The sequence below is a fragment of the Flavobacterium wongokense genome, from assembly GCF_021608265.1.
Lineage (GTDB): Bacteria > Bacteroidota > Bacteroidia > Flavobacteriales > Flavobacteriaceae > Flavobacterium > Flavobacterium wongokense.
Genome location: NZ_JAKIHP010000002.1, coordinates 266,290 through 289,115, shown reverse-complemented (window position 1 = coordinate 289,115; position 22,826 = coordinate 266,290). Strand labels below are relative to the sequence as shown.

23 protein-coding genes are annotated in these 22,826 nt (G+C 37.4%); 12 read left to right on the top strand and 11 right to left on the bottom strand.

The window, feature by feature from the left end; genetic code table 11:
* Nucleotide 1 precedes the first annotated feature (1 nt).
* On the top strand, nucleotides 2-592 hold the full coding sequence (locus L1S31_RS07365) for a 3'-5' exonuclease (RefSeq protein ID WP_236464059.1): 591 nt from the start codon (nucleotides 2-4) through the stop codon (nucleotides 590-592).
* A 96-nt stretch (nucleotides 593-688) separates the two neighbouring features.
* Here L1S31_RS07365 and L1S31_RS07360 read toward each other — a convergent pair whose 3' ends face one another.
* The gene (locus tag L1S31_RS07360) at nucleotides 689-1,189 is read right to left on the bottom strand and encodes a CAP domain-containing protein (protein WP_236464058.1); all 501 of its coding nucleotides are present in this window, start codon (nucleotides 1,187-1,189) and stop codon (nucleotides 689-691) included.
* A 301-nt stretch (nucleotides 1,190-1,490) separates the two neighbouring features.
* Between L1S31_RS07360 and L1S31_RS07355 the strand changes: the two genes are divergently transcribed.
* Nucleotides 1,491-2,357, top strand: coding sequence for an aldose 1-epimerase family protein (locus L1S31_RS07355; protein ID WP_236464057.1), 867 nt, complete (start codon nucleotides 1,491-1,493; stop codon nucleotides 2,355-2,357).
* 19 nt (nucleotides 2,358-2,376) lie between these two features.
* Complete coding sequence (locus L1S31_RS07350; RefSeq protein ID WP_236464056.1) at nucleotides 2,377-2,937, top strand: GNAT family N-acetyltransferase; 561 nt, start codon at nucleotides 2,377-2,379, stop codon at nucleotides 2,935-2,937.
* Nucleotides 2,938-2,993: 56 nt separating this feature from the next.
* Here the strand turns inward: L1S31_RS07350 and L1S31_RS07345 are convergent, their stop codons facing one another.
* A complete protein-coding gene (locus L1S31_RS07345) occupies nucleotides 2,994-3,224 on the bottom strand; it encodes a VF530 family protein (protein ID WP_236464055.1) in 231 nt (76 codons plus the stop codon).
* A gap of 34 nt (nucleotides 3,225-3,258) precedes the next feature.
* Nucleotides 3,259-3,438: a hypothetical protein gene (locus tag L1S31_RS07340; protein WP_236464054.1), complete on the bottom strand. Its 180-nt coding sequence runs from the start codon at nucleotides 3,436-3,438 to the stop codon at nucleotides 3,259-3,261.
* Between the two features lie 118 nt (nucleotides 3,439-3,556).
* On the opposite strand from L1S31_RS07340, the gene smpB reads away from it, so the two are divergent.
* Nucleotides 3,557-4,009 carry an SsrA-binding protein SmpB gene (gene smpB / locus L1S31_RS07335; protein ID WP_236464053.1) on the top strand — a complete coding sequence of 151 codons (453 nt, stop codon included), beginning with the start codon at nucleotides 3,557-3,559 and terminating at the stop codon, nucleotides 4,007-4,009.
* On the opposite strand, the gene L1S31_RS07330 is transcribed toward smpB, so the two are convergent.
* Nucleotides 4,006-4,647, bottom strand: a complete 642-nt coding sequence (locus L1S31_RS07330; RefSeq protein ID WP_236464052.1) for a protein-L-isoaspartate(D-aspartate) O-methyltransferase — start codon at nucleotides 4,645-4,647, stop codon at nucleotides 4,006-4,008. The two genes, smpB and L1S31_RS07330, sit on opposite strands and share 4 nt — an antisense overlap.
* 98 nt (nucleotides 4,648-4,745) lie before the next feature.
* On the opposite strand from L1S31_RS07330, the gene L1S31_RS07325 reads away from it, so the two are divergent.
* The 8 genes from L1S31_RS07325 (at nucleotide 4,746) to L1S31_RS07290 (ending at nucleotide 12,009) form a co-directional block, all read left to right on the top strand.
* Nucleotides 4,746-5,714: a Gfo/Idh/MocA family protein gene (locus L1S31_RS07325; protein ID WP_236464051.1), complete on the top strand. Its 969-nt coding sequence runs from the start codon at nucleotides 4,746-4,748 to the stop codon at nucleotides 5,712-5,714.
* Between the two features lie 15 nt (nucleotides 5,715-5,729).
* On the top strand, nucleotides 5,730-6,617 hold the full coding sequence (locus L1S31_RS07320; RefSeq protein WP_236464050.1) for a 3-hydroxyacyl-CoA dehydrogenase family protein: 888 nt from the start codon (nucleotides 5,730-5,732) through the stop codon (nucleotides 6,615-6,617).
* Nucleotides 6,618-6,620: 3 nt separating this feature from the next.
* Nucleotides 6,621-7,838, top strand: a complete 1,218-nt coding sequence (locus tag L1S31_RS07315; protein ID WP_236464049.1) for a DUF1015 domain-containing protein — start codon at nucleotides 6,621-6,623, stop codon at nucleotides 7,836-7,838.
* 18 nt (nucleotides 7,839-7,856) lie between these two features.
* Entirely contained in the window at nucleotides 7,857-8,243 is a 387-nt protein-coding gene (locus L1S31_RS07310) for a hypothetical protein (RefSeq protein ID WP_236464048.1), read from the top strand.
* 2 nt (nucleotides 8,244-8,245) lie between these two features.
* The gene (locus tag L1S31_RS07305; RefSeq protein WP_236464047.1) at nucleotides 8,246-8,890 is read left to right on the top strand and encodes a YggS family pyridoxal phosphate-dependent enzyme; all 645 of its coding nucleotides are present in this window, start codon (nucleotides 8,246-8,248) and stop codon (nucleotides 8,888-8,890) included.
* 14 nt (nucleotides 8,891-8,904) lie between these two features.
* On the top strand, nucleotides 8,905-10,266 hold the full coding sequence (locus tag L1S31_RS07300) for an exonuclease domain-containing protein (protein WP_236464046.1): 1,362 nt from the start codon (nucleotides 8,905-8,907) through the stop codon (nucleotides 10,264-10,266).
* Nucleotides 10,267-10,330: 64 nt separating this feature from the next.
* A complete protein-coding gene (gene miaA, locus L1S31_RS07295; RefSeq protein WP_236464045.1) occupies nucleotides 10,331-11,263 on the top strand; it encodes a tRNA (adenosine(37)-N6)-dimethylallyltransferase MiaA in 933 nt (310 codons plus the stop codon).
* An 8-nt stretch (nucleotides 11,264-11,271) separates the two neighbouring features.
* Complete coding sequence (locus L1S31_RS07290) at nucleotides 11,272-12,009, top strand: acyl-[acyl-carrier-protein] thioesterase (RefSeq protein ID WP_236464044.1); 738 nt, start codon at nucleotides 11,272-11,274, stop codon at nucleotides 12,007-12,009.
* Between the two features lie 134 nt (nucleotides 12,010-12,143).
* On the opposite strand, the gene L1S31_RS07285 is transcribed toward L1S31_RS07290, so the two are convergent.
* The 7 genes from L1S31_RS07285 to fabV form a co-directional block, all read right to left on the bottom strand.
* Complete coding sequence (locus tag L1S31_RS07285) at nucleotides 12,144-12,845, bottom strand: response regulator transcription factor (protein WP_236464043.1); 702 nt, start codon at nucleotides 12,843-12,845, stop codon at nucleotides 12,144-12,146.
* A 22-nt stretch (nucleotides 12,846-12,867) separates the two neighbouring features.
* Nucleotides 12,868-14,448 carry a sensor histidine kinase gene (locus L1S31_RS07280; RefSeq protein ID WP_236464042.1) on the bottom strand — a complete coding sequence of 527 codons (1,581 nt, stop codon included), beginning with the start codon at nucleotides 14,446-14,448 and terminating at the stop codon, nucleotides 12,868-12,870.
* Nucleotides 14,449-14,518: 70 nt separating this feature from the next.
* Complete coding sequence (gene coaE / locus L1S31_RS07275) at nucleotides 14,519-15,103, bottom strand: dephospho-CoA kinase (RefSeq protein ID WP_236464041.1); 585 nt, start codon at nucleotides 15,101-15,103, stop codon at nucleotides 14,519-14,521.
* Nucleotides 15,100-16,104 (bottom strand): glycosyltransferase family 2 protein, encoded by a 1,005-nt coding sequence (locus tag L1S31_RS07270; RefSeq protein WP_236464040.1) that lies wholly within the window; start codon nucleotides 16,102-16,104, stop codon nucleotides 15,100-15,102. The genes coaE and L1S31_RS07270 overlap by 4 nt, the downstream gene beginning before the upstream one ends.
* Before the next feature lie 122 nt (nucleotides 16,105-16,226).
* On the bottom strand, nucleotides 16,227-18,977 hold the full coding sequence (locus L1S31_RS07265; protein WP_236464038.1) for a T9SS type A sorting domain-containing protein: 2,751 nt from the start codon (nucleotides 18,975-18,977) through the stop codon (nucleotides 16,227-16,229).
* A gap of 102 nt (nucleotides 18,978-19,079) precedes the next feature.
* Nucleotides 19,080-21,497, bottom strand: a complete 2,418-nt coding sequence (locus tag L1S31_RS07260; protein WP_236464037.1) for a T9SS-dependent choice-of-anchor J family protein — start codon at nucleotides 21,495-21,497, stop codon at nucleotides 19,080-19,082.
* A gap of 101 nt (nucleotides 21,498-21,598) precedes the next feature.
* Nucleotides 21,599-22,792: an enoyl-ACP reductase FabV gene (fabV, locus tag L1S31_RS07255; RefSeq protein WP_236464034.1), complete on the bottom strand. Its 1,194-nt coding sequence runs from the start codon at nucleotides 22,790-22,792 to the stop codon at nucleotides 21,599-21,601.
* Nucleotides 22,793-22,826: the final 34 nt, after the last annotated feature.

The following is a 22,826-nucleotide window of genomic DNA, read 5'->3' as shown; positions in this document are numbered from 1 at the left end:
TATGTTAGAGTGGCTTACAGGCAGCAATAAGTACCCGGAGTTCTGGAAATTGTATCTGGCAAAATTTGAAACAAAATCCAACCGATATGTCATCCTGAATACAGAAACTACCGGTTTGAATCCCAAAAAGGATGTGATTTTATCTTTTGGGGCTATTGGTGTAGTTAATGATGTGGTTCGGATAGGAGATAATTTTGAAGTTGTCATTTTACAATATAAATACCTTCACGATAATGGCATGTCCAATGAATTCCTGATTGAAAGCAAACTGACCAAATTGGCCGAATATCCGGCAATTCAGTCGCTTGTTGATTATATTGGAAATGCAGTCCTGGTTGGGCACCGAATTCATTTTGACATTGAAATGATTAATGATGTTTTGGAAAAAATGGAATGTGGCAAATTGAAGAATGAAGCTCTGGATGTTGAAATCATGCACCAGAAATTAATGGATGTGGCGAAACCATTTTCATTGGACGATTTGATAAAGCATTACAAACTGCCGCAAGCTGAAAGGAATTCGGCTTCAGACGATGCTTATTCCATAGCTTTATTATTTTTAAAATTAAAAACACGTTTAGGTTTTAAATAAAAAAAAATCCCGCTAACTGCGGGATTTTTCGATCTGTCAAAATCAAACAAAACAATAATCAAACTATTATTTTCTTTTTGACATACATTTATGAAGTTATGGTTTTTTCTTCATAAACATATTGGTGTAGTATTTTTTTCCTGTAGTTTCATCAACGGTAACCGAAACTCCGATATGGGTATAATCTCCTTCGATGTTTTCTTTGTGGCCTGGACTGTGCAGCCATGCATACATGGCGCTTTCTGCAGTTTGATAGTTGTAGGCAACGTTCTCTGCTACCCTTTGTGCACCTAACACTTCCACTAAGTTATTAGCTCTTTGCTGAAAATAATCGTGGTTTACCACTTTATTATCAATCATATAGATATTGTGCTCCTGTGATTTGTATGAAATGTGGTTAATCACCTCAAGTCGGTTTAGCCCAACACTGGCACGGTAATCATTGATAAGTGTAACTAGTTTTAATTCGGTGTCATTGTAGTTGTATGAAGTTACAACTTTAGTGTCTGAAGACGATCCTTCTGAGTCAGAAGAACAGGATACCATAGTGAACACGATTGCTAACGGCAACAATGCTCTAAACATTTTTGCTTTCATAGTAGTAGGTTAAGTTTTTGAATAAAGTAGATGTGGGGCAAACACTTTATTGAGTTAAATTTGACAGAACGTATTATTGATTTGGTTAGACAATTCTACATCTTTTATCGTTTAAATACCAAAAAAAATCGATGAAATGCATATATTTATCTTTATATAATGTATTTTTCTTACTTTAATGTAGTTCGTCGATAAGGTTTGCCTTACGCATTTTAAATCTATTTTGTAATATTTACATATTTAAAATAACAGCCAAAAGGCTATCAATAAACTGAAATATAAAAAATACATTTGTGGCTAAATGAATGAAACATTGAAAACGACCCTATCCAATTCGACACTATCAGCAACAATCAGCCATAATGGCGCTGAATTGACTTCGCTTTATTCGATAGTTAATAAGAGAGAATACATTTGGGAAGGAAATCCGGATTATTGGGGAAAGCACTCACCCATCTTATTTCCAATTGTAGGAACCTTGAAAAACAATTCATTTGCTTATGATGGTAAGGCTTATACCCTATCACGCCACGGATTTGCAAGGGATATGGTTTTTGATTTGATTCTGGCTACTAAAACTGAGGCAGTGTTTTCTCTAAAGTCTAATATAAAAACAAAGGAGCTTTATCCATTTGATTTTGAATTGCAGCTAAGCTATGCTTTGAAAGATTCTGAATTGGTAATTACTTATAAGGTCATCAATAAAAATCCTAAGACGATGTATTACTCCATTGGAGGTCATCCGGCATTTGCGCTGCCTGAAAGTTTTGAAAACTACAGCTTACAGTTTGAACAGGATGAAAAACTTATTAGTTATCAGTTGGAAAACGATTTACTTTCCGATAGGAGAACAGCAATAAGACTTGATGAAAACCAGCTGCCACTCACCTATTCGCTATTCGAAAAAGACGCTTTAATCTTTAAGGAATTAAAATCGAAACAGATCCAAATTCTTGAAAATGGTTCATCGCTGCTGAATTTCAGGTTTGATGATTTCCCGAATTTTGGAATCTGGACCAAAGCAAACGCGCCTTTTATCTGCCTTGAACCTTGGGCTGGTTATTCCGATGTGGTCAATGCTTCAGGAAATATTGCCGAAAAGGAAGCAATCCAAAATCTAGCTGCCAATACCGAAAAAGAGTACCGCTTTAGCATCCAAATTTTATAATTTTACAAAAACACACACTATGCTTACTATCAATTTTCACCCTTTTCAAAATATAGAAACCGAACGCCTGCTTTTGCGTCGCCTAAACGAGAATGATGCTGATGAAGTTTTGGCGCTTAGAAGCAATCCCGAAACTATGAAATACATTCCAAGGCCACTGGCAAAAAACCGTGAAGATGCTTTGGGCCACATCAATATGATTGAAGAAAAAATCGTTACCAATACCGGAATCAATTGGGGAATTACCCTTAAAGGCGAACCAAAGATTATCGGCATCATTGGGCATTATAAGGTTTCACCCGAAAACCATAGGGCTGAGATTGGTTATATGTCTTTTCCCGAAGTCAATGGCAAAGGCTATATGTCGGAGGCAATTAAAGCTGTTGTGGCTTATGGTTTCGAACAGATGAACCTGCATTCAATTGAAGCTATCATTGATCCTGATAACATTGGTTCGGAACGTGTTTTACAAAAAAACGGATTTGTTAAAGAAGCCCATATTCTTGAAAATGAACTTTGGGAAGGAAGGTTTTTGGATACGGTTATTTATTCGTTATTAAAACGAAATTGGAAGAAATAGCTTCTCGATACAATTTCGTCATAAATGACGAAATCACTCGAAGTGACGGTTTGATTTTATTTTCCCAGCTTTGGCAAAGTCCTTACATACAAATCTTCAACCTTTTTTCTTGCCCAATCTGTTTTCCTGAGGAAAGTTAAGCTCGATTTGACACTTGGATTATCGTTAAAGCATTTGATTCGGATTAATTCACCCAACGTATCAAAACCATAGTAAGCCACTAAATCTTCGACTATCTTTTGGAGTGTAATTCCATGAAGCGGATCTTTTGAGGTATTGTTCTGCATTTGGTAAAATTAGAAAATTTAGCGCAATAAATCTTTAAGCAGTTGTAATTACAAATGTAGCAGGTAGAATAACAAACGTAGCAAGAGTAATTATAAAAGTAGCAGGTGCAATTACAAGTGAAGCAGGTGCAATTACAAGTGAAGCAAGTGCAGTTACAGATGTAGCAGATACAGTTACGAGCGTAGCGGTTGAAGTTACACGCGTAGCAGGCATAGTTACAAATTGGCATTAAGCCCTTATGGAATAAGGAATGAGGCTAATTTTTAGTGTTATTTTTATATTTAATTTTATATTTTCGGGAAACTTGATTTTGTATTACATTTGCCATCCAATGTTAAAAGCAATAAACATATTAAACAAGCGCGCGAAATTTGATTATGAAATAATCGAAACGTACACTGCTGGCATCGTTTTAACCGGAACGGAAATCAAATCGATTCGTTTGGGGAAAGCTAATATTACGGAAGGTTTTTGCGAATTCCACAATGGTGAATTGTTTGCCATCAATACCCAGATTGATGAATATTTGTATGGAAACCAGTTTAACCATAAAGCCAAAAGCGAACGCAAATTATTGCTGAATAAAAAGGAATTGAAAAAGCTCGAACGAAATTCGGAAACCAAAGGATTGACGATTATTCCATTGAAGCTTTTTACCAATGAAAAAGGGTTGGCCAAATTAGATATTGGGCTTTGCCGTGGAAAGAAAACCTACGATAAACGGGAATCGCTTAAGGAGCAGGATACCAAGCGTGATTTAGACCGGATTAAGAAGTCGTTTTAATTCTTATTTTCCAACAATGGTACGAATTTAAAATCACCAAACTCATGCTTCTCAAACTGGGTCGCATTCTTACGGATGAGCATGGTCATTACCTGATCTTTTTCACCAACCGGAATAACCAGCCTTCCTCCTATCTTTAATTGAGCCATCAGTGCTTTTGGAATTATTGGTGCACCGGCAGTAACAATGATGCTATCGAATGGAGCGAAATTTGGCAGGCCTTTATAACCATCACCAAAGGATAAATGTTTTGGTCTGATTCCCAATTTTGGCAATAATGCCGAAGTGGTTTTAAACAATTCATTCTGTCTTTCAACCGAATATACTTTTGCTCCCATAGCCACTAAGACTGCAGTTTGATATCCCGAACCTGTTCCGATTTCGAGGATTTTATCTTCTTTTTTGACTTCAAGCAATTGACTCTGAAAAGCTACAGTGTAAGGTTGTGAAATAGTCTGCCCGGCTCCAATTGGAAAGGCTTTGTCCTGATACGCAAAATCCTCAAAACCCGAATCAAGGAATAAATGACGTGGAATTTTTTTGATTGCCGTCAAAACGTTCACGTCACTGATTCCTTTTTCTTCCAGTATTTTGGCTAATTGATTTCGAAGCCCTTGATGTTTTGCTGTATCTTTCAATTTGGGTAGTAATTTATTGGGTAAAAATAGAAAACAAATTATCAATTAACAATCAGCAATTATCAATTAATTTCTATTTTTGTTTAAAATACTTTTATATGCTTAAAGTTGGCGTTTTAGGTGCCGGTCACCTCGGAAAAATACACTTACGATTATTACAACAATCTGAAAAATATGAACTCGTTGGCTTTTACGACGAAAACCACGAAAACGGCGCAAAAATCGAAGCCGAATTTGGATACAAACAATTTGATACCATTGCCAAATTAATCCACGCTGTTGATGTTATTGACATCGTTACTCCTACTCTTTCGCATTACAAATGCGCCAAAGTTGCCATAAAATCGGGAAAACACGTTTTTATTGAAAAGCCGATTTCCACAACAGTTGAAGAAGCTGAGGAAATTATCGCTTTGTCAAAAGAGTATAATGTAAAAGGACAAGTTGGGCATGTTGAACGTTTTAATCCGGCTTTTACAGCGGTTAAAGACCAAATTGAAAACCCAATGTTCATCGAAACGCATCGTTTGGCCGAATTCAATCCGCGTGGCACTGATGTTCCTGTGGTGTTGGATTTGATGATACACGATATCGATGCCATTCTAAGTGTGGTGAAATCGAAAGTAAAGTTGGTGCATGCCAGTGGTGTTTCGGTGTTGAGCCAGTCACCGGATATTGCCAATGCCCGAATTGAATTCGAAAATGGCTGTGTAGCCAATATCACTTCGAGTAGGATTTCGTTGAAGAACATGCGCAAGTCGCGTTTCTTCCAGAAGGATGCCTACATTTCGGTGGATTATTTAGACAAAACCTGTGAAGTGGTAAAAATGAAGGAAGCTCCCGAAAATCCTGGAGATTTTGACATGATCCTTCAAAATGCCGAAGGCGACCGCAAGCAGATTTACTTTAACAATCCGGAAGTGACTAATAATAATGCAATCCTTGATGAATTGGAAACCTTCGCTGATGCCATTAATAATAATACGACTCCAATCGTGACCCTGGAAGACGGAACGGAAGCATTGCGCGTGGCGTATATGATTATCGATTCCATGAATATGATTTAAACTTAAACCAATATAATGAAAACAATTGCTGTAATAGGCGCAGGTACTATGGGTAACGGAATTGCCCACACTTTTGCACAAAGCGGTTTTACCGTAAAACTGATTGACGTCTCTGAAAAATCACTTGAAAAAGGAATGGCAACCATTGCTTCCAATTTGGATAGAATGGTTACCAAAGGAACGATTACTGAAGATGACAAACACAAAACCATTTCAAACATAATTACCTATACCGACATTAAGGATGGCGTTGTTGGTACCGATTTGGTTGTGGAAGCAGCAACTGAAAATGTTGGCTTAAAACTTCAAATCTTTAAGCAGCTTAGTGAAGTTTGTGACCACAATGTGATTTTGGCTACCAATACTTCTTCGATTTCAATCACACAAATTGCAGCACAGGTTGTACATCCTGAACGCGTTATCGGAATGCATTTTATGAATCCGGTGCCAATTATGAAACTGGTGGAAATCATTCGTGGTTATTCAACTTCAGACGAAGTGACCAAAATCATCATGGATTTATCGGTGAAATTAGGAAAGACTCCAACAGAGGTAAACGATTATCCTGGCTTTGTAGCCAACAGGATTTTGATGCCGATGATCAACGAGGCAATCGAAACCTTGTACAATGGTGTTGCCGGAGTTTATGAAATCGACACGGTAATGAAACTGGGAATGGCACATCCTATGGGACCATTGCAATTGGCTGATTTTATCGGATTGGACGTTTGCCTTTCGATTTTAAATGTAATGTATGACGGGTTCAAAAATCCGAAATATGCCCCTTGCCCACTCTTGGTGAATATGGTCATGGCCGGAAAACTTGGAGTGAAATCGGGAGAAGGTTTTTACGATTACTCAGAATCGAAGAAAGCCGAGAAGGTTTCGAAACAATTCGCTTAAACTATGAGCAAAATTATCCCTTTTAAAGCGATTCGCCCTACGCCAGACAAAGTAGCGCTCGTTACCTGTAGGAACTACGATGATTATTCGCCCGCGGAGTTGGCTTCGTGGCTGAATTTCAATCCATATTCGTTTTTGCATGTGATTCATCCTGCTTATGTTTATTCGCAGAAAATTACTTTGGACAAACGCTTTAAAGGTGTGATTCATAAATACCAGGATTTCAAAAATGACGGAATCTTTATGGAAGAAGACAAGCCGGTTTTCTTTTTATATGAAATTCAGACTAAAGTGCAGGCTTTCACAGGTTTTGTTGCCGGCACTTCAATTGAAGATTACAAAAACAATGTTATCAAGAAACACGAAGACACCCTGCAGTACCGTGTGGAATATTTTAAGGATTATCTCCATCAAACGGGCTTTAACACCGAACCGGTTTTGATTACTTATCCCGACAATGAAGCTTTGAATAAATGGATTGCTGAAAAGAAGAAAACAGCACCAATCTATAATTATTCAACAACAAACAAGGAAAAGCACCAGCTTTGGAAGATAGATGCTGATGAAGAAATCAAATGGCTTCAAAACCAATTTGAACAAATTCCGGAACTCTACATTGCTGACGGGCATCACCGCTCGGCTTCAGCAGAGTTATTGTATGATGAGGATAAGCATTTAGGCAACCAGAACCTGAACTATTTTATGAGTTTCCTGATTGCCGAAAGCAATGTCAAAATTTATGAATACAATCGTATTATAAGGGATTTAAACGGATTTACCAAAGAGGATTTCCTTGAAAAACTGGCTGAGAATTTTATCATAAAAGACAAGGAACAGGAACTGTGGAAACCACAAAGCAAATTCGAATTTGGAATGTATTTGGATGGTCATTTTTATGCTTTGTTCTATAAACAAGAGAATAAGCAGCCTTCAATCCTGGAAAACCTTGATGCCCAAATTTTATACGACAAGGTTTTACAGCCCTTATTGGGAATAGAGGACTTGAGGAATGATGAGCGTATTGAATACATTCCGGGAAAACAGTCTGTTGCCACGATAAAGGAATTGGTTGATGAAGGCGAATTTGAAGTTGGCTTTATGCTGTTTCCTTCCGATATTTCAGAAATCAAGGCTTTGGCTGACAATAATTTGATAATGCCTCCAAAAAGTACTTATATTGAACCAAAATTCAGAAGCGGATTAATGGTTTACGAATTATAATTTAACACTTAAAAAGACATGAAAAAACTAATAGTATTATTACTTATATCAGGCGCTGTTTACTCTCAAAGCGTAACCAAAAAGGAAACCATCAATAAGCTTTTATGCAAAACATGGATTGCCGATTACGCAATGATGAATAACAAGAAAATTCAAAAAATGGGGCAGATGAAAACGCTGACCTATACTTTTAAAACAGACCATACTTATACGGCAAACGAAAAAATATCCGGCACTTGGAGCTATAATGGCAAAAAGAAGAATATAGAATTGTTTGTAAATGGCGATTTAAAATCGACGATATCAATCCTGCAGAGCAAAAAGATGGCAATGGTTTTAAAAGCAGATGTTGAAGCACCTGTAGAAATAACAAAAATCGAAATCCATTTTAAGCCTAAAGCATAATTATGCCGATTGCAGCCAATCTTCTTGAAATCCAAGCTACGATTCCTGAAAACGTAACCCTGGTTGCCGTTTCCAAAACCAAACCTGTTTCCGATCTGATGCAGGCTTATCAAGCGGGACAGCGTATTTTTGGCGAAAACAAAATCCAGGAAATGACCGATAAATGGGAAGAAATGCCCAAGGATATTCAATGGCACATGATTGGCCATGTACAGACTAACAAAGTCAAGTATATGGCAGAATATGTGAGCCTTGTTCATGGTGTCGACAGCCTGAAATTATTGCAGGAAATCAACAGGCAGGCTGCAAAGCACAAACGGATTATTGCATGTTTGCTTCAGGTCTATATTGCCGAAGAAGAATCTAAATTTGGTTTGGATGAAAATGAATTGAATGAGATTCTTCAATTCGTACAGAACGACAAAAATGGATTGCAAAACATAAAGGTTATTGGATTGATGGGAATGGCAACCTTTACTGATAATCAGGCACAAATCAAAAAAGAATTTCAACACCTCAAATCGATATTCGATAAACACAAACAACTCACTACCCTATCTATGGGAATGTCCGGAGATTATCAACTTGCAATTGAATGTGGAAGCACCATGGTTCGGATTGGAAGTAGTATCTTTGGAGGACGATAACTGAAAACTGGAATTTGTACGCAATAATAGACATAGAAACAACCGGGGGACAATTTAATGAAGAAGGCATTACCGAAATTGCCATCTATAAATTTGACGGCCACGAAATTGTAGACCAGTTTATAAGCCTTGTCAATCCTGAAAAGCCCATTCAGCCTTTCGTTGTAAAACTTACCGGAATCAACAACGCAATGCTGCGTTCGGCTCCAAAGTTTTACGAAATAGCCAAGCGCATTATCGAGATGACTGAGGACTGCATCATTGTAGCGCACAACGCTTCCTTTGATTACAGGATCCTCAGGACTGAATTTACCCGTTTGGGATATGATTACATCAAGCCAACACTTTGTACGGTTGAATTATCGCAGAAACTAATTCCGGGTCAACTTTCATATAGCCTTGGCAAATTGGTCCGTGCTTTGGGAATTCCGGTTACAGACAGGCATCGTGCTGCCGGTGATGCCATGGCAACGGTGAAATTGTTTAAAATGCTTTTGGAGAAAGATGTCAAGAAGGAAATCCTAATCAGTTTGATTAAAGCTGAAATCAAAAAAGGACTGTCTCCGAAATTATTGGATATCGTAGAGAGTTTACCAACAAAGACCGGAATTTATTACGTTCATAATGAGAAAGGTGATTTGATTTACATTGGCAAAAGCCGGAATATCAAAAAACGAATCAACCAACATTTTACCGGAAGTTCGAGTAAATGCAAAAAAATCCAACGCGAAGTCTTTGCTGTGACCTATGAAGAAACCGGAAGCGAATTGGTTGCCTTGCTCAAAGAATGTGAAGAAATCAAAATCAATAAACCTGTTTACAACCGTTCACAAAAGAAAACTATTTTCCAATGGGCATTATATCCTGAAAAGGATGCCAATGGTTACCTGACTTTAAAAGTCATGAAAGCTGATGGACGCAAAAAGGAAATAACCTCCTTCACTTCTATCCAGGAAGGGAAAAATTCCTTGTTCAAGATAACCGAAAAATACAATCTGTGCCAAAAACTAAACGAATTATATGAAACCAAAAACGGGTGTTTCCAATATAAGATAAAAGAATGCAACGGCGCGTGCCTCGGAAAGGAAACACCAGAATTGTATAATGAACGTGTGGAGGAATTCATTCAGGAAATGAAATTTGACAACGACAATATGGTCATCATTGACAGAGGACGCAGCGTAGATGAGCGCAGTGCAGTGTTGATTGAAAATGGGGTTTATCAGGGATATTGTTTCTTTGACCTTAATTACCAGGTAAATAATATTGAGATATTGAAAAACCTGATTATTCCAATGCAGAACAATCGCGACACCAAGACAATCATACAAATGTACCTTCGCAAACACAAGGTTTATAAGATTTTGAAATTTTAATTTTTTGAAGTTATATCCCGCTGTCCGCGCTACATGGTAGCTTGCTTCCATCGGGGCTAGAAATATGAATTACCTAATCACCATAATCGGTCCTACAGCAATTGGAAAAACTTCCCTGAGCATTGCTTTGGCGCAATATTTCAAATGTGATATCCTTTCCTGTGACAGTCGTCAGTTTTTTAAGGAAATGCGTATTGGAACTGCGGTTCCAAACGATGAGGAACTGGCTGCAGCCACGCATCATTTCATTCAGGACAAATCTATTTTTGAGAATTATACTGTTGGCGATTTTGAGAAAGAGGCCATAGCCCGATTGGATGAATTGTTTTTAAAAAATAATATTCAAATCATGGTTGGTGGTTCGGGTTTGTATGTGGATGCCATTTTGAAAGGTTTTGATGATTTTCCGGAAATAGACAATTCCGTTAGGGAAAATATAAATGCTGATTTTGAAGAACTTGGAATAGTTTACCTGCAGCAGCAATTGAAAAAAATGGATGCCGATTTCTATCAAAACATTGAACTTGAAAACCCGCAGACCTTACAAAATCCGCAACGAATGAAACGCTTTGTGGAAGTTTGTTTAGGAACCGGAAAATCCTATTCCTCCTTTTTGAATCAAAAGAAAAACCAGCGCAACTTCACCCCTATCGTCATTGGGCTGGAAGCTGAAAGGCCAATCATGTACGACAGAATCAACCGACGTGTTGATATGATGATTGACGAAGGTTTGGTTGAGGAAGCAAAAGGGTTATTTCCAAACAAAGACCTTAATGCTTTGCAGACTGTTGGTTATAGGGAATTATTCGACTATTTTGAAGGAACTGTTACATTGGAATTTGCGATTGAGGAAATCAAGAAAAACACGCGTAGGTTTTCCAAGCGCCAACTGACTTGGTTCAAACGAACAGAAAATGCAAAATGGTTTGATTACGAAGCAGACAAACAGGACATCATCGATTACATCAATACAAAATTCAAAATTCAAAATTTATAATTCAGATTATGCCCATTTCAAAAGACTTCACTTCGACATTGTTCAAAGATTGGGAAATCACTTTCCTGCAATGTTATCCAAACGGCTATTTAAAGTATACCGATTTGTGTAATATCCTGCAATTGACTGCTGGCGTTCATGCCGAAATGGGAGGCATCAGTTTTTCGGACATGCAGGTTCATGATCAGGCCTGGGTTTTGAGCCGGATGCGGGTTGAGATTAAGCGTTTGCCAAAGTGGAGGGATATTGTAACCGTTAAAACCTGGATTAATTCGTTAGAAAATTCGCGATCGATCCGTTGTTTGGAACTGTATATTGGCGATGAAAAGATTGTAGGTTGTGAAACCTTTTGGGCTGTATTTAATACCAAAACCCGACGTCCTGAACCGTTGGCATTGGCCCATGAGCATTTTGAGAAATACCCAAACGACAAGGCAACAGAAATTCAATTCTCAAAAATTGACACCACTATTGACAAGATGTTTGTAACAGAGAAAAAAATACTGCTTTCTGATTTGGATATTGTAAACCACGCCAACAGCGTGAAATACTTAGAATGGTGTTTGGATTATACTGAACCAAAATTACTGCTGAATCGGGCATTACAAAGCTTTGAGATGAATTACCTGAAGGAAGTTTCGCTTGATGAAACCGTTTCGATTGAGAAAGGCAGCAATCAAAACCCAACTATTTTTACTGTCAGTTCTGAAGGAAAGATTTGTTTTGCCTTACAGCTGAATTTCTAGCCCGGATTGGAATGACATCCTTTTTAAGGATTGGCCTGAACATCGTGAAGGCACATCAATCCTTAAAAAGATATAATGGAAAGCCGGATATAGCTCCTAAATAAAAATCCCGCCAAATGACGGGATTCAATTCTTTATTTTTTTACGACCAATCTAAAACCTTCACCGTGAATGTTTAAGATTTCAACGTTTGGATCTTCTTTAAGATACTTACGCAATTTGGCGATATAAACGTCCATACTTCTTGAGGTGAAGTAATTGTCTTCTCTCCAGATTTTGGTTAATGCTAATTCTCTTGGCATTAAGTCGTTTTCGTAAGTAGCCATCATTTTTAACAATTCAGACTCTTTTGGCGACAATTTGATTGGCTCGTTGTTATCCAATTTCAAATAACGAAGCTTTGAGTTTAAAAGGAACCTACCAATCTGGAACTCAAATTTAGCTGGTTCGTTTTTGTTTTCTGCCGCTTTTCTCTGAATGATTGCTTTTACTTTCATCAGCAATACATCGGAATCAAATGGCTTGTTCAAATAATCGTCTGCACCTACTTTATATCCTTTCAATACATCTTCTTTCATTGATTTTGCTGTTAGGAAAATCAAAGGCACGTCTTTGTTTTTTTCCCTGATTTCCTTCGCCAAGGTATATCCGTCTTTATATGGCATCATGACATCCAGAATGCATAAATCGAAATTATCTTTTTTAAATTTTTCGAATCCTTCCATACCATTTTTGGCGAGTGTTACGTCAAAATCGTTTAGTGTGAGGAATTCTCTCAGAACTATACCGAAGTTCTGATCGTCTTCTACTAGCAATATTTTTTTGTTGTTTTCCATTGTAATTTGTTTGTTGTTGTTTTTAATTTATGAGTGGGACTTTAATAATAAATGTACTTCCTTTTCCTTTTTCACTTTCTACAAAAATTTGACTATTATGATCGTCTATGATTCTTTTAACGTAGGCTAATCCCAGACCGTGACCTTTTACATTGTGCAAATCTCCTGTATGTTCTCTATAAAATTTTTCAAATATTCTTTTTTGCGCCGTTTTTGACATTCCCGAACCCTGATCCTTAATTTTGACAATGATAAAATCCTTTACGTTTTCAGTCTGAATATCAATTACAGGTTCTTCAGGCGAGTATTTTATTGCGTTATCAAGTATATTTACTATCACATTGGTAAAATGAACGTCATTCAATAAAACTGAGCTTCGTGTGGCATCAAAATGCTTGGTTATCGTTCCGTTACGGTCTTCAATAATCAAATTCACGTGTTCAATAGCATCTTCAATGATGTCATGGATATTATTGGATTCCTTTGTAATGTCGAGTTCCCTTTTTTCCAATTTGGAGATACGCAATACATTTTCAACCTGGGCATGCATCCGTTTATTCTCGTCCTTAATCATCTGCATATAACGCAATACCTTTTCCTTGTCTTCAATGACCTTCGGATTTTTCATCGCATCCAAAGCCAGATTTATCGTGGCGATTGGAGTTTTGAATTCGTGTGTCATATTATTGATGAAATCGGTTTTGATTTCAGAAATCTGACGCTGCTTGATTAATTGATTAAGCGCACTTGAATAAGCAATGATTATAATCAATGTAAAAACAATTGATAATATGCAAATCCCTATCAATTCTGAGAATAAAAATTTTTTCTTTTGAGGAAACTGCAGCAACAATTGGTATTTGTTATTCAAATCGTTATCAATAAAAATAGGAATGGAATAAGATGATGGTTTGTCATACTTAAACCGTTCCGATTTTATTTTTGTTGCTAAGCCATTGCTGTAAACGTTATACTCAAACGGAGTCTTAACACCATATTCCTTGAGCTCTTCAGACAATAACTTTTGCAGCATTTCGTTGGAGATCCTTTCCTGAATAGGTTTTAAAGCAGCATAATCTTTATAAAAAATTTCAAATTGCGCATTATCCAATAAATCCAAACGCCCTGATTTTTCAATCTTGGTGTCTGGAGTGATGTTTTGCTTTATGCTTGTGTTGTCGATATTATCGTTGTAAATCTCTGTTTTCCTTGTGGCGGTGAAATTCTTAAGTTTTACGCTGTCTAATTTTTTATCAAAGAACGATCCCGAAATTCCATAGTCTTCGGAAATTATATTGTTTGAATATATTATTGTTTCATTGGTCCTTGAATCGCGCTGATAGAATGCAAATTCGAGGAAATCCTCTTTTTTGGGAGCCTTGCCGGTACTGTCCTTAAGATGGTTATACATCTCATAATAACTGTACTTTTCCTGTTTTTCCAACTTATCGGCAACATTTCCCAGAACTTGTTTGACATGATACTTGAACTGCTCTTCGTTATTTTCAAAGGATTTATCAAACCAGTACACTTGAACGAGTATTATTCCTATCAAGGATAAACTCATTAAGATGACCAGTAAACGGAAAAACAATTTGTTCATTATACAAATTTAACATTTTAACATTTGTTCAATAAATATATTAACCAAACATTAACATCTTACATATAAATTATTGATTTGTCAATAATTTAAGAATTTCTTCAATTTGTATATAGGTTTCCTTAACAGAAATATTGTGGATTACATAATTACTTTTTGCAACTCTTTGTTCGTCAGTCCATTGGCTCTGCATTCTTTTCAATACAGCTTCCCTAGTACTCTTATCGCGTTCAATGACCCTTTGAAGCCGGGTTTCGATAGGTGCTGTTACTGTGATAATGGCATCACAGTCTTTATAACTTCCGCTTTCGAATAAGATAGCGGCCTCTTTAACAACCAAAGGATGGTTTTTATGTTGAGCGACCCAATCGTCAAAATGTTGCTTGACTTTTGGATGGATAATGCTATTTAACTTCTGTAGTTTTTCAGGATTGTTAAAAACCAATTGGGCTAGTTTTTCCCTATTCAGTTTTCCATTTTCTAAAATTTGACTTCCAAAAGCATCGATGATTAAATCGGTGACTACTTTTGTTTCCGTGATTTTTTTGGCTTCATCATCTGCAATGTATACTGGAATTCCCAATGACTCTATGTGTTTGGCTACCAAAGTTTTACCGCTTCCGATTCCTCCTGTTAATCCGATTATTTTTGTCATGGCTTTAATTTAAAAAATAGTTCAGGAAAAGCTGTTTCGGGTTTTTGCTTTTGCAGGCCAACTTTGATAAAAGAATCCAGAAAGCCAAAGCCATATCCATAAAATTGTTTATAAACGGCGGCTAATGAAAGTAATGCTATCGTGATGCTTTTAGTTTGAATAAATGCTGTTATAAAAAGCATTAGGAAGTAAAATAGATAACAAAGCAATGGCCATTCTATGTTGAAAAGAAATAATGCAATGGCACCAAACAATCCAAGAATGAATAGTGTTGGGAAGAAGAAAGTCAGCTTGCTGTATTCAGGATACCAGCTATTGAGTATTGGCCGTGCCTTGCCAAATTTATTTACCTGAACGGAAAACTTATCCCAATCAATCCTGCGTTTGTGATAAACGAATGCTTTTGGGAAAAGCCTGGTTTGGTAGCCCATCTTCCATAGCCTGATACTTAAATCGGGATCTTCACCCGGATGGATGTTTCCAAATCCGTGAGAGTCCTCAAAAGCAATTTTGGAAATCCCCATATTGAAACTCCTTGGCTGGAACTTATTTAGTTTTTCCGAACCACCGCGAATTCCGCCTGTCGTTAGGAAGGAAGTCATTGCAAAATTTATGGCTTTCTGGATGTCTGAAAAGGAATCCAAAGCGGCATCAGAACCTCCAAAGCAATCAACATAACTGGATGATAATTCCTTTTCAACTTCTGAAAGATATTGTGCTGGAATAATGCAATCGGAATCAAAAATGATAAAATAATCCCCTTCGGCAACCTTCATACCATAATTCCTGGAATCTCCTGGACCGGAATTTTCCTTAAAGTGATAGGATATATTAAGTCTGCTTTTAAATTTTTCAACTTCTTCTTTACAGCTTATTGAAGAGCCATCTTCAACAATTACAATTTCATATTCCTTATTATAATCAGAATTCAAGAGGCTTTCCAGAAGCTCTTTGATTTCATCGGGTCTATTGTAAACAGGAATGATAATTGAAAAATACATGGCTTAAATTTTTACTTCTTACAATTCGAATATGAGTCTCGGGTAACAAAGATAAGTTTTATAAAAAAGAAAAACCACCTAAAAATAGGTGGTTTTAATTATAAAGATATTTATTAAAACAATTATTGTTTTATCACTTTAATGGTTTTAACCTGGTTGTTGGAAGTAACTTTAACCATATAAGCTCCATTTGATAAGTTAGACATATCAATTTGAGCAGTGTTTGCATTTACTGCATTGGTCATTACTTTTTGTCCTAATAGGTTGAATATTTCAACATTTGAAATTTCCTGATTGTAAGATAAATTCAAGATGTTTTTAACTGGGTTTGGATAGTAAGAGAAGTTAGAGCTATCAAAGTCTCCAGTTGCTAAAGTACCTGTTAACCTCATTGTAAATGTTCCTTGCTCAACACTATTACTCCAAACCTGAACATAGTAGGTATCACCTGCTGTTAAACCTGTATAGGTTTGTGTAGAGGTAGCTGTAGTAACGTTTGACGTACAATTTCCTACTGGTGCTAATTGTCCACAAACACCTGCATAAACGTTATAGTTTAAAGAAGTCATTGTACCAAGAGTCAATAACGCTGCAACCTCACCATTTGCTGGTGCAACAAATGAGAACCATACATCCTGGATTGCTCCAAATTGGTCACATGTTGGCTGTTCAGAACTTACAGTTCCAAATGAATTATCAGAGTTGGTATCAGTACCGTCAACATTTACTGCTAATGCAGTACCACAATCTTGATTGGCAACCGCTGGTGGATTTACAGCACTACAAGTAACATTCATTGTAAATGCACCTGTGCTTCCTGCATTGTATCCTTCAACTACAATATAGTAAGTTGTTGTACCGTCTGAAGTGAAAGTAGCATTTGAGTTCAATGTATTAGAAACACAAGTGTTATCATCGTCATTCCCTCCTACTGCAGTCAAATTGCCCGGAGTTCCTGTCAATACTAAAACAGATGTATCATATCCAGAACCGCAAAGGTTTAAGTTAACATTTTGTGCAGTTCCAGTTCCTGTAAATGTGTACCATACGTTTGGCGCATCTAAATCAACTCCAAAAGCAAATGCTGGATTAGCCTGGTCTAATGTAGCTAAACTGGTATTACCAGTGTAAACATTTCCACAGCTAACTGCAATAGCATTGGCAATATCGTCATTTGCAGGTGGTGGTGGTGGTGTTCCAATACAAATATTGAAAGTTGTATCCTGTCCTGTAGTAGCAGTATAAGTATAAACTCTCACATAGTAAGTTTCACCAATCGTTAATCCTGTTGGATTACTTGTATCAGGATCAGAACATGAACCAGCTACTAATGATAAAGCTGCACAGTTACCTTTCCATAATGAATGCGCCATATCTGTTACAGAACCTGCGGCATTTAAAATTGAAATTCTATGACTTGTTGAAGTCGCAACGAATGAAAACCATACATCGTCATCTTCTGTACCTGTACAAGCAGTAGTATCAGTATTAGAAGGTGTTGCAGATGCAACTGAACCTGGAGTAACTGTACCACAAGAATAATCTGGGTTAACTGTTAAAGCTATAGCTCCAGTACACTCATCATTTGCAGGTGCAGGTGGTGGAGTTCCAACACAAATATTAAATGTAATATTGTTAGTATTGCCATAAGTATAAACTCTTACATAGTAAGTGTCACCAATTGTTAAATCTGTAAGGTTTGCTGTGTTTGGATCACTACATAAAACTGAAGTTTGTGAACCACAAGCACCAGAAAGAACCTGCATGTAAGCATCTGTGCTAGTTCCTGTACCTCCTACCGCAACAATACTTGACAAAACAATTTTGTGGCTTCCTGAAGTTGCTACAAATTTAAACCAAACATCATCGTCTGGATTTCCGAAACAAGGAGCTGCAGCCATTGATAAGGTAGCACCTTGAGTTGTTCCTGCTGTAACTGTACCGCAGGCATAATCTGGATTAACAGTCAAAGCAATTGCACCGGCACAATCATCATTTGCTGGTGGAGCAGCTAAAGTTGTAAAATTAAACGGACCAATCCATGCACTGTTTCCTGATGCACCTCCACAACTTGCCTGAACATAGTATGAGTATGCAGTAAGGGCGGTTAATGGTGAAAGGTTATACGAGTTTGAAACACCAGATACTACTGTTCCTGTTCCCTGTGTGAAGCCATTAGCTCCATATTCAATGTTATAAAGTGTTGCAGTTCCATTTTCTGTCCATGAAAGCACTGCTGAAGTAATCGCAGGTACTGCAGCTAAAGCTGAAGGATTTGGACATGCCGGAGGTGTTGCAGAAACAATTGTTGGCGAGTCGAAACAAAAACCATAGTTCCAATCGTTACCAGCTGGATCATCATCATATGAAATACGATATTTAAATCCAGACAATTGAGTTGGTGTAAAACCTGCAATACTCAATGTAGTTGTTGTGTAAGTTGTTTTGACAATTGTCGTACAGTAGTTATCTGTAGATGTTGTACTGTTTCCTGGAATATTTGCACCCCAGGCTACCCAAGCCGAAGTATCAGCATTCCAGTATTCAAAACGCAATTGATCGTTAGCAAAATATCTGTAACCATACTGAACAGTAACAGACAACCATGTTTCACCAGCAGTAAAAGCCGGAGTTAAATTGATTACAGGAGATTCTGCGGCAATATTGTCCTCGTGCCCATTTGCTGCATCATCGTCATCAAATGCAAAGCTGGAAGTTGTTAATGGGTCAGACTCAAATGCTGCGGCTGCAGTTGCATAAGATCCTGTTACCGTCCATGCCGGATTCGGCCAGCTGGCACTTTGATTCAGAACCTGAGCATTGACCCAGCTAAAGGTTCCCAACAAAATGCCTACTAAAGTAATTTTTTTCATAATAAATTAAAGGTTAATGTTTGTAGCTAACAAATATAATTATAAATAAAAAAAACCACCTATTAAATAGGTGGTTTTAACTATAAAAATTTTTTAAAAAAATTATTGTTTAATAACTCTAATTGTTTTCACCTGATTATCAGATGTTACTTTTACCATGTAGGTTCCATTTGCCAAATTAGACATATCAATTTGAGCGTTGTTGGCATTAATTGCATTAGCACTTACTTTTTGTCCTAATAAATTAAATACATCAACATTTGAAATTTCTTTAGTATAAGATAAATTCAAAACGTTTTTCACAGGGTTTGGATAGTATGCAAAGTTAGCATTATCAAATGAACCAGTAGCTAAAGATGCATCATACGCGGAAACCTTAAATTGGTTTTCTGTATCGGTTGGAGCATCAGTACCCCATTTCCAAACACCAATGTAAAGTGTATCTCCGGCAGTTAAGCCAGTCAACGAAAGTAATGAGAATAATCCGGTACCTGCATCATCATCACAACCAACTTCTGTTAAAGCACCTCCACAAGTACCAGTAAAGGCAGCTATGGTAGTATCGCCTAAACTATTTGCAGCTTCAGCCTGAGTTTCAATAGTTATAGTACCAGAAGCCGGAACTACTACAGTATACCAAACATCTGAATTCTGAGTATTGTTGAAAGCACAAGATGGAGTTTCTGTTGCATCAGTTGCATTCAATACTGTTCCTGTAACTGGATGGTCACCAAAAACGTTACCTGGAGTAAGTGCAATCGCACCTCCGCAAGCATCATTTGCAGGCGGTGGTGGTGGCGTTACCGTTAATACACCACTTTTGAATGTTGTACCATCCCAGAAGTTACCAGGATTACCAGCACCAACAGGATCAATTCCTCCATAAACAAATGCTCCACCATTTAATTGGAATCTTGTTGCATAGTAGTAAGTTCCTGCAAGCAATCCAGTACCTAAAGCATATTGGTATTCATCGTTGTTTCCAACAGCACCAGAGTTCCATGTTGCCGGGAACCAGTTTGTCCATGTATTTGGATTGGTATCATCAGTACTGTATCCAACCCAAGCATTGATTCCTGGAGCCTGTCCAACAATATTTGGAGCTACATCGGTTAAACCACCTTCATAAACTTGACCATAAACAGTAACTGTACCCGCACCTTGAACAATGGTACCCGTTGGAGGCCATTGTAAGTTAGCGTAATCAGGTAAATCAGAAGGAGCAGCAGTAACTACTAAGGTATAATCTTCAACCTGTCCGAAACCAGTTCCAAGACATGGATCAGTATAGTTTGTAGTTCCGTATATTTTTTTAACACGCATACGAGTGCTTCCCGCTAAAGCTGTTGGCGGAACCAAAAGCGATTGAGTAGCCGTAATGGCGTCAGTACCTGTTGAATTTGTGATTGTTTGTGTTATGGTGTAAGCCTCATCAGCATCAGCGAAATCATTATCCTGATTCCAGTCGGCAAATACCATAAAACGATTTGTAAAATTACCATCTGTGTTTCCTTGAATAGTAATTGTATAAGAACTTCCGGCAGTTACAGCTCCGGTTGGAGATGCAAAAATTTCGTGATCCGGAGTTCCGTTTAATGTAGGGTCAGTTACATTATTGATTCCTGCAAAGTTCACTAAAGTTATTGGCTCAACATTGTTGGTAAATGTTATTGGTCCACAATAAGGAGCAACCGGATTTGCCATTGTTGTAAAACTGAATACTGAACATCCGGTAGCTTCACCAGCAAGGTTTTTTGCTACCACTTTCCAGTAGTATGTAGTTGAAGCTAATAATCCATTAACTGTTCCTGTTAAGGCTGTAGTGTTTCCTAACAAAGTAGTTGGCGCAGCATTGGTATCTAAATATACATCATAAGATGCTGCAGGAACACCTGTTGTAGCTGCATCCCAGGTTAAGGTAATTCCAGCCAAATAATCAACACCTGTTGCAGCGTTGGCTGGCGCAGTTAAAGTAACACAATCAGGAGCTGCAGATGGAAGTGCATCGTTTACAACATGGTCAACAGAAATCCTCCATTTGTCAGTAGTAGTTGAATGCATTCCAATATAAATGGTCTGCCCAACATAAGCTGATAAATCATAAGTATATTCTGTATAAGTTGTGTCTGCACTGTTCGGCGCAACCGTATCTATTACATCAGTAAATGCTCCATTAGTTGGAGTTGTTGTAGAAACCACAAGATCGAATTCTTCCGGGTAATCTACATCAAAACTTCTTGCCCAAAAACTAAAACGATCATTAACACCGGCAACAACTGTGATTGCAGGAGTAATCAAATAATCGTCATGGGCTGTAGCTGAATACGTAATAACAGCCGAAGTCGTCCCATCTAAAACAAATACCGTTGGAGTTGTGAACGCAACCCAGGTATTGGCATCGCCATCATTGATAACAGTCCACGTGCCTGGAATACCAGACTCAAAACCTTCCGTGAATTGACCAAATGATGACGTAATTGATCCTATTAAAAACAGGAATAATAACGTAATTTTTTTCATATTGTATAGTGTTTAAAAAGTTAATAGCAATAAAAGTAGGGATAATAAAAAAAACTCACAAATAAATTGTGAGTTTTAATTTAAAAATTCTAATAAATGTGTTAATTTTTAATGCTGTCTATCTGAACCAGTTCATTCGCATCAGCCTTGTAATCTACTTTGTCAAACCCGAAACCAAAAAGATTCAGGAAGTCTTGCTTATAACCTGCTAAATCTCCTATTTCAGTAAGGTTTTCGCTTGTTGCTTTTGCCCACAATTCTTTTACCTTATCCTGGATATCATCACGCATTTCCCAATCATCAATCCTAATCCTTCCTTTTTCATCAGTTGGAACCTCTTCTCCCTTATAAAGCCTTTCAGCGAATAATCTCTGGATTTGCTCAATACAACCTTCATGCACATTTGCTTCCTTCATTGTCTTGTACAATAACGAAATATACAAAGGAATTACCGGAATCGCAGAACTAGCCTGGGTTACCAATGCCTTGTTTACGGAAACATAAGCTTTTCCGTTTAATGATTTCAAACTGTCTGTAATTTTAAATGCAGTAGCTTCCAAATCATCTTTGGCGCGTCCAATGGTTCCTTTTCTATAAACTGCTTCAGTAACTTCCGGTCCGATATAAGAATAAGCAATTGTGGTAGCGCCATCAGCTAAAACACCGGCTCCTTTCAAAGCATCCATCCACATAGCCCAATCTTCGCCACCCATTACGACTACCGTATTGTCAATATCTTCCTGGTTTGCCGGGTCAATGCTGACTTCAGAAACAATTCCTGTATGGAAATCAACAGTCTTATTTGTAAACTTCTGGCCAATAGGTTTTAACACTGAACGATGCAAAACTCCTGTAACCGGATGCATCCTGACAGGCGAAGCCAAACTATAGATTACCATGTCAACTTTACCTAAATCAGTTTTGATTAAATCAATTGTCTGTTGTTTTACTTCATTCGAAAACGCGTCTCCATTAATACTCTTTGCATACAAACCTGCCTTATGTGCTTCGGTTTCAAATGCAGCCGAATTGTACCAACCCGGAGTTGCAGTCTTTCCTTCTGCAGGTGCTTTTTCAAAGAAAACTCCAATCGTTCCAGCTCCTGAACCAAAAGCACTTGTAATCCTTGAGGCCAAACCAAAACCGGTTGAAGCTCCAATGACCAATACTTTCTTTGCGCCTTCAATGTGACCTTTTGATTTCACATATTCAATTTGGTTTTTGACATTTTCAGCACAACCATCAGGATGTGCAGTCAAACAAATAAATCCTCGCATTCTTGGTTCGATAATCATATTATAAATATTTTTAGATTAGTTTTTATGTGTT

Excerpts from the sequence above, each read along its gene's own strand:
- L1S31_RS07365 (WP_236464059.1), top strand. The coding sequence starts at position 2 with ATGTTAGAGTGGCTTACAGGCAGCAATAAGTACCCGGAGTTCTGGAAA.
- L1S31_RS07360 (WP_236464058.1), bottom strand. The coding sequence starts at position 1,189 with ATGAAAGCAAAAATGTTTAGAGCATTGTTGCCGTTAGCAATCGTGTTC.
- L1S31_RS07355 (WP_236464057.1), top strand. The coding sequence starts at position 1,491 with ATGAATGAAACATTGAAAACGACCCTATCCAATTCGACACTATCAGCA.
- L1S31_RS07350 (WP_236464056.1), top strand. The coding sequence starts at position 2,377 with ATGCTTACTATCAATTTTCACCCTTTTCAAAATATAGAAACCGAACGC.
- L1S31_RS07345 (WP_236464055.1), bottom strand. The coding sequence starts at position 3,224 with ATGCAGAACAATACCTCAAAAGATCCGCTTCATGGAATTACACTCCAA.
- L1S31_RS07340 (WP_236464054.1), bottom strand. The coding sequence starts at position 3,438 with ATGCCTGCTACGCGTGTAACTTCAACCGCTACGCTCGTAACTGTATCT.
- smpB (WP_236464053.1), top strand. The coding sequence starts at position 3,557 with ATGTTAAAAGCAATAAACATATTAAACAAGCGCGCGAAATTTGATTAT.
- L1S31_RS07325 (WP_236464051.1), top strand. The coding sequence starts at position 4,746 with ATGCTTAAAGTTGGCGTTTTAGGTGCCGGTCACCTCGGAAAAATACAC.
- L1S31_RS07320 (WP_236464050.1), top strand. The coding sequence starts at position 5,730 with ATGAAAACAATTGCTGTAATAGGCGCAGGTACTATGGGTAACGGAATT.
- L1S31_RS07315 (WP_236464049.1), top strand. The coding sequence starts at position 6,621 with ATGAGCAAAATTATCCCTTTTAAAGCGATTCGCCCTACGCCAGACAAA.
- L1S31_RS07310 (WP_236464048.1), top strand. The coding sequence starts at position 7,857 with ATGAAAAAACTAATAGTATTATTACTTATATCAGGCGCTGTTTACTCT.
- L1S31_RS07305 (WP_236464047.1), top strand. The coding sequence starts at position 8,246 with ATGCCGATTGCAGCCAATCTTCTTGAAATCCAAGCTACGATTCCTGAA.
- miaA (WP_236464045.1), top strand. The coding sequence starts at position 10,331 with ATGAATTACCTAATCACCATAATCGGTCCTACAGCAATTGGAAAAACT.
- L1S31_RS07290 (WP_236464044.1), top strand. The coding sequence starts at position 11,272 with ATGCCCATTTCAAAAGACTTCACTTCGACATTGTTCAAAGATTGGGAA.
- L1S31_RS07285 (WP_236464043.1), bottom strand. The coding sequence starts at position 12,845 with ATGGAAAACAACAAAAAAATATTGCTAGTAGAAGACGATCAGAACTTC.
- L1S31_RS07280 (WP_236464042.1), bottom strand. The coding sequence starts at position 14,448 with ATGAACAAATTGTTTTTCCGTTTACTGGTCATCTTAATGAGTTTATCC.
- coaE (WP_236464041.1), bottom strand. The coding sequence starts at position 15,103 with ATGACAAAAATAATCGGATTAACAGGAGGAATCGGAAGCGGTAAAACT.
- L1S31_RS07270 (WP_236464040.1), bottom strand. The coding sequence starts at position 16,104 with ATGTATTTTTCAATTATCATTCCTGTTTACAATAGACCCGATGAAATC.
- L1S31_RS07265 (WP_236464038.1), bottom strand. The coding sequence starts at position 18,977 with ATGAAAAAAATTACTTTAGTAGGCATTTTGTTGGGAACCTTTAGCTGG.
- L1S31_RS07260 (WP_236464037.1), bottom strand. The coding sequence starts at position 21,497 with ATGAAAAAAATTACGTTATTATTCCTGTTTTTAATAGGATCAATTACG.
- fabV (WP_236464034.1), bottom strand. The coding sequence starts at position 22,792 with ATGATTATCGAACCAAGAATGCGAGGATTTATTTGTTTGACTGCACAT.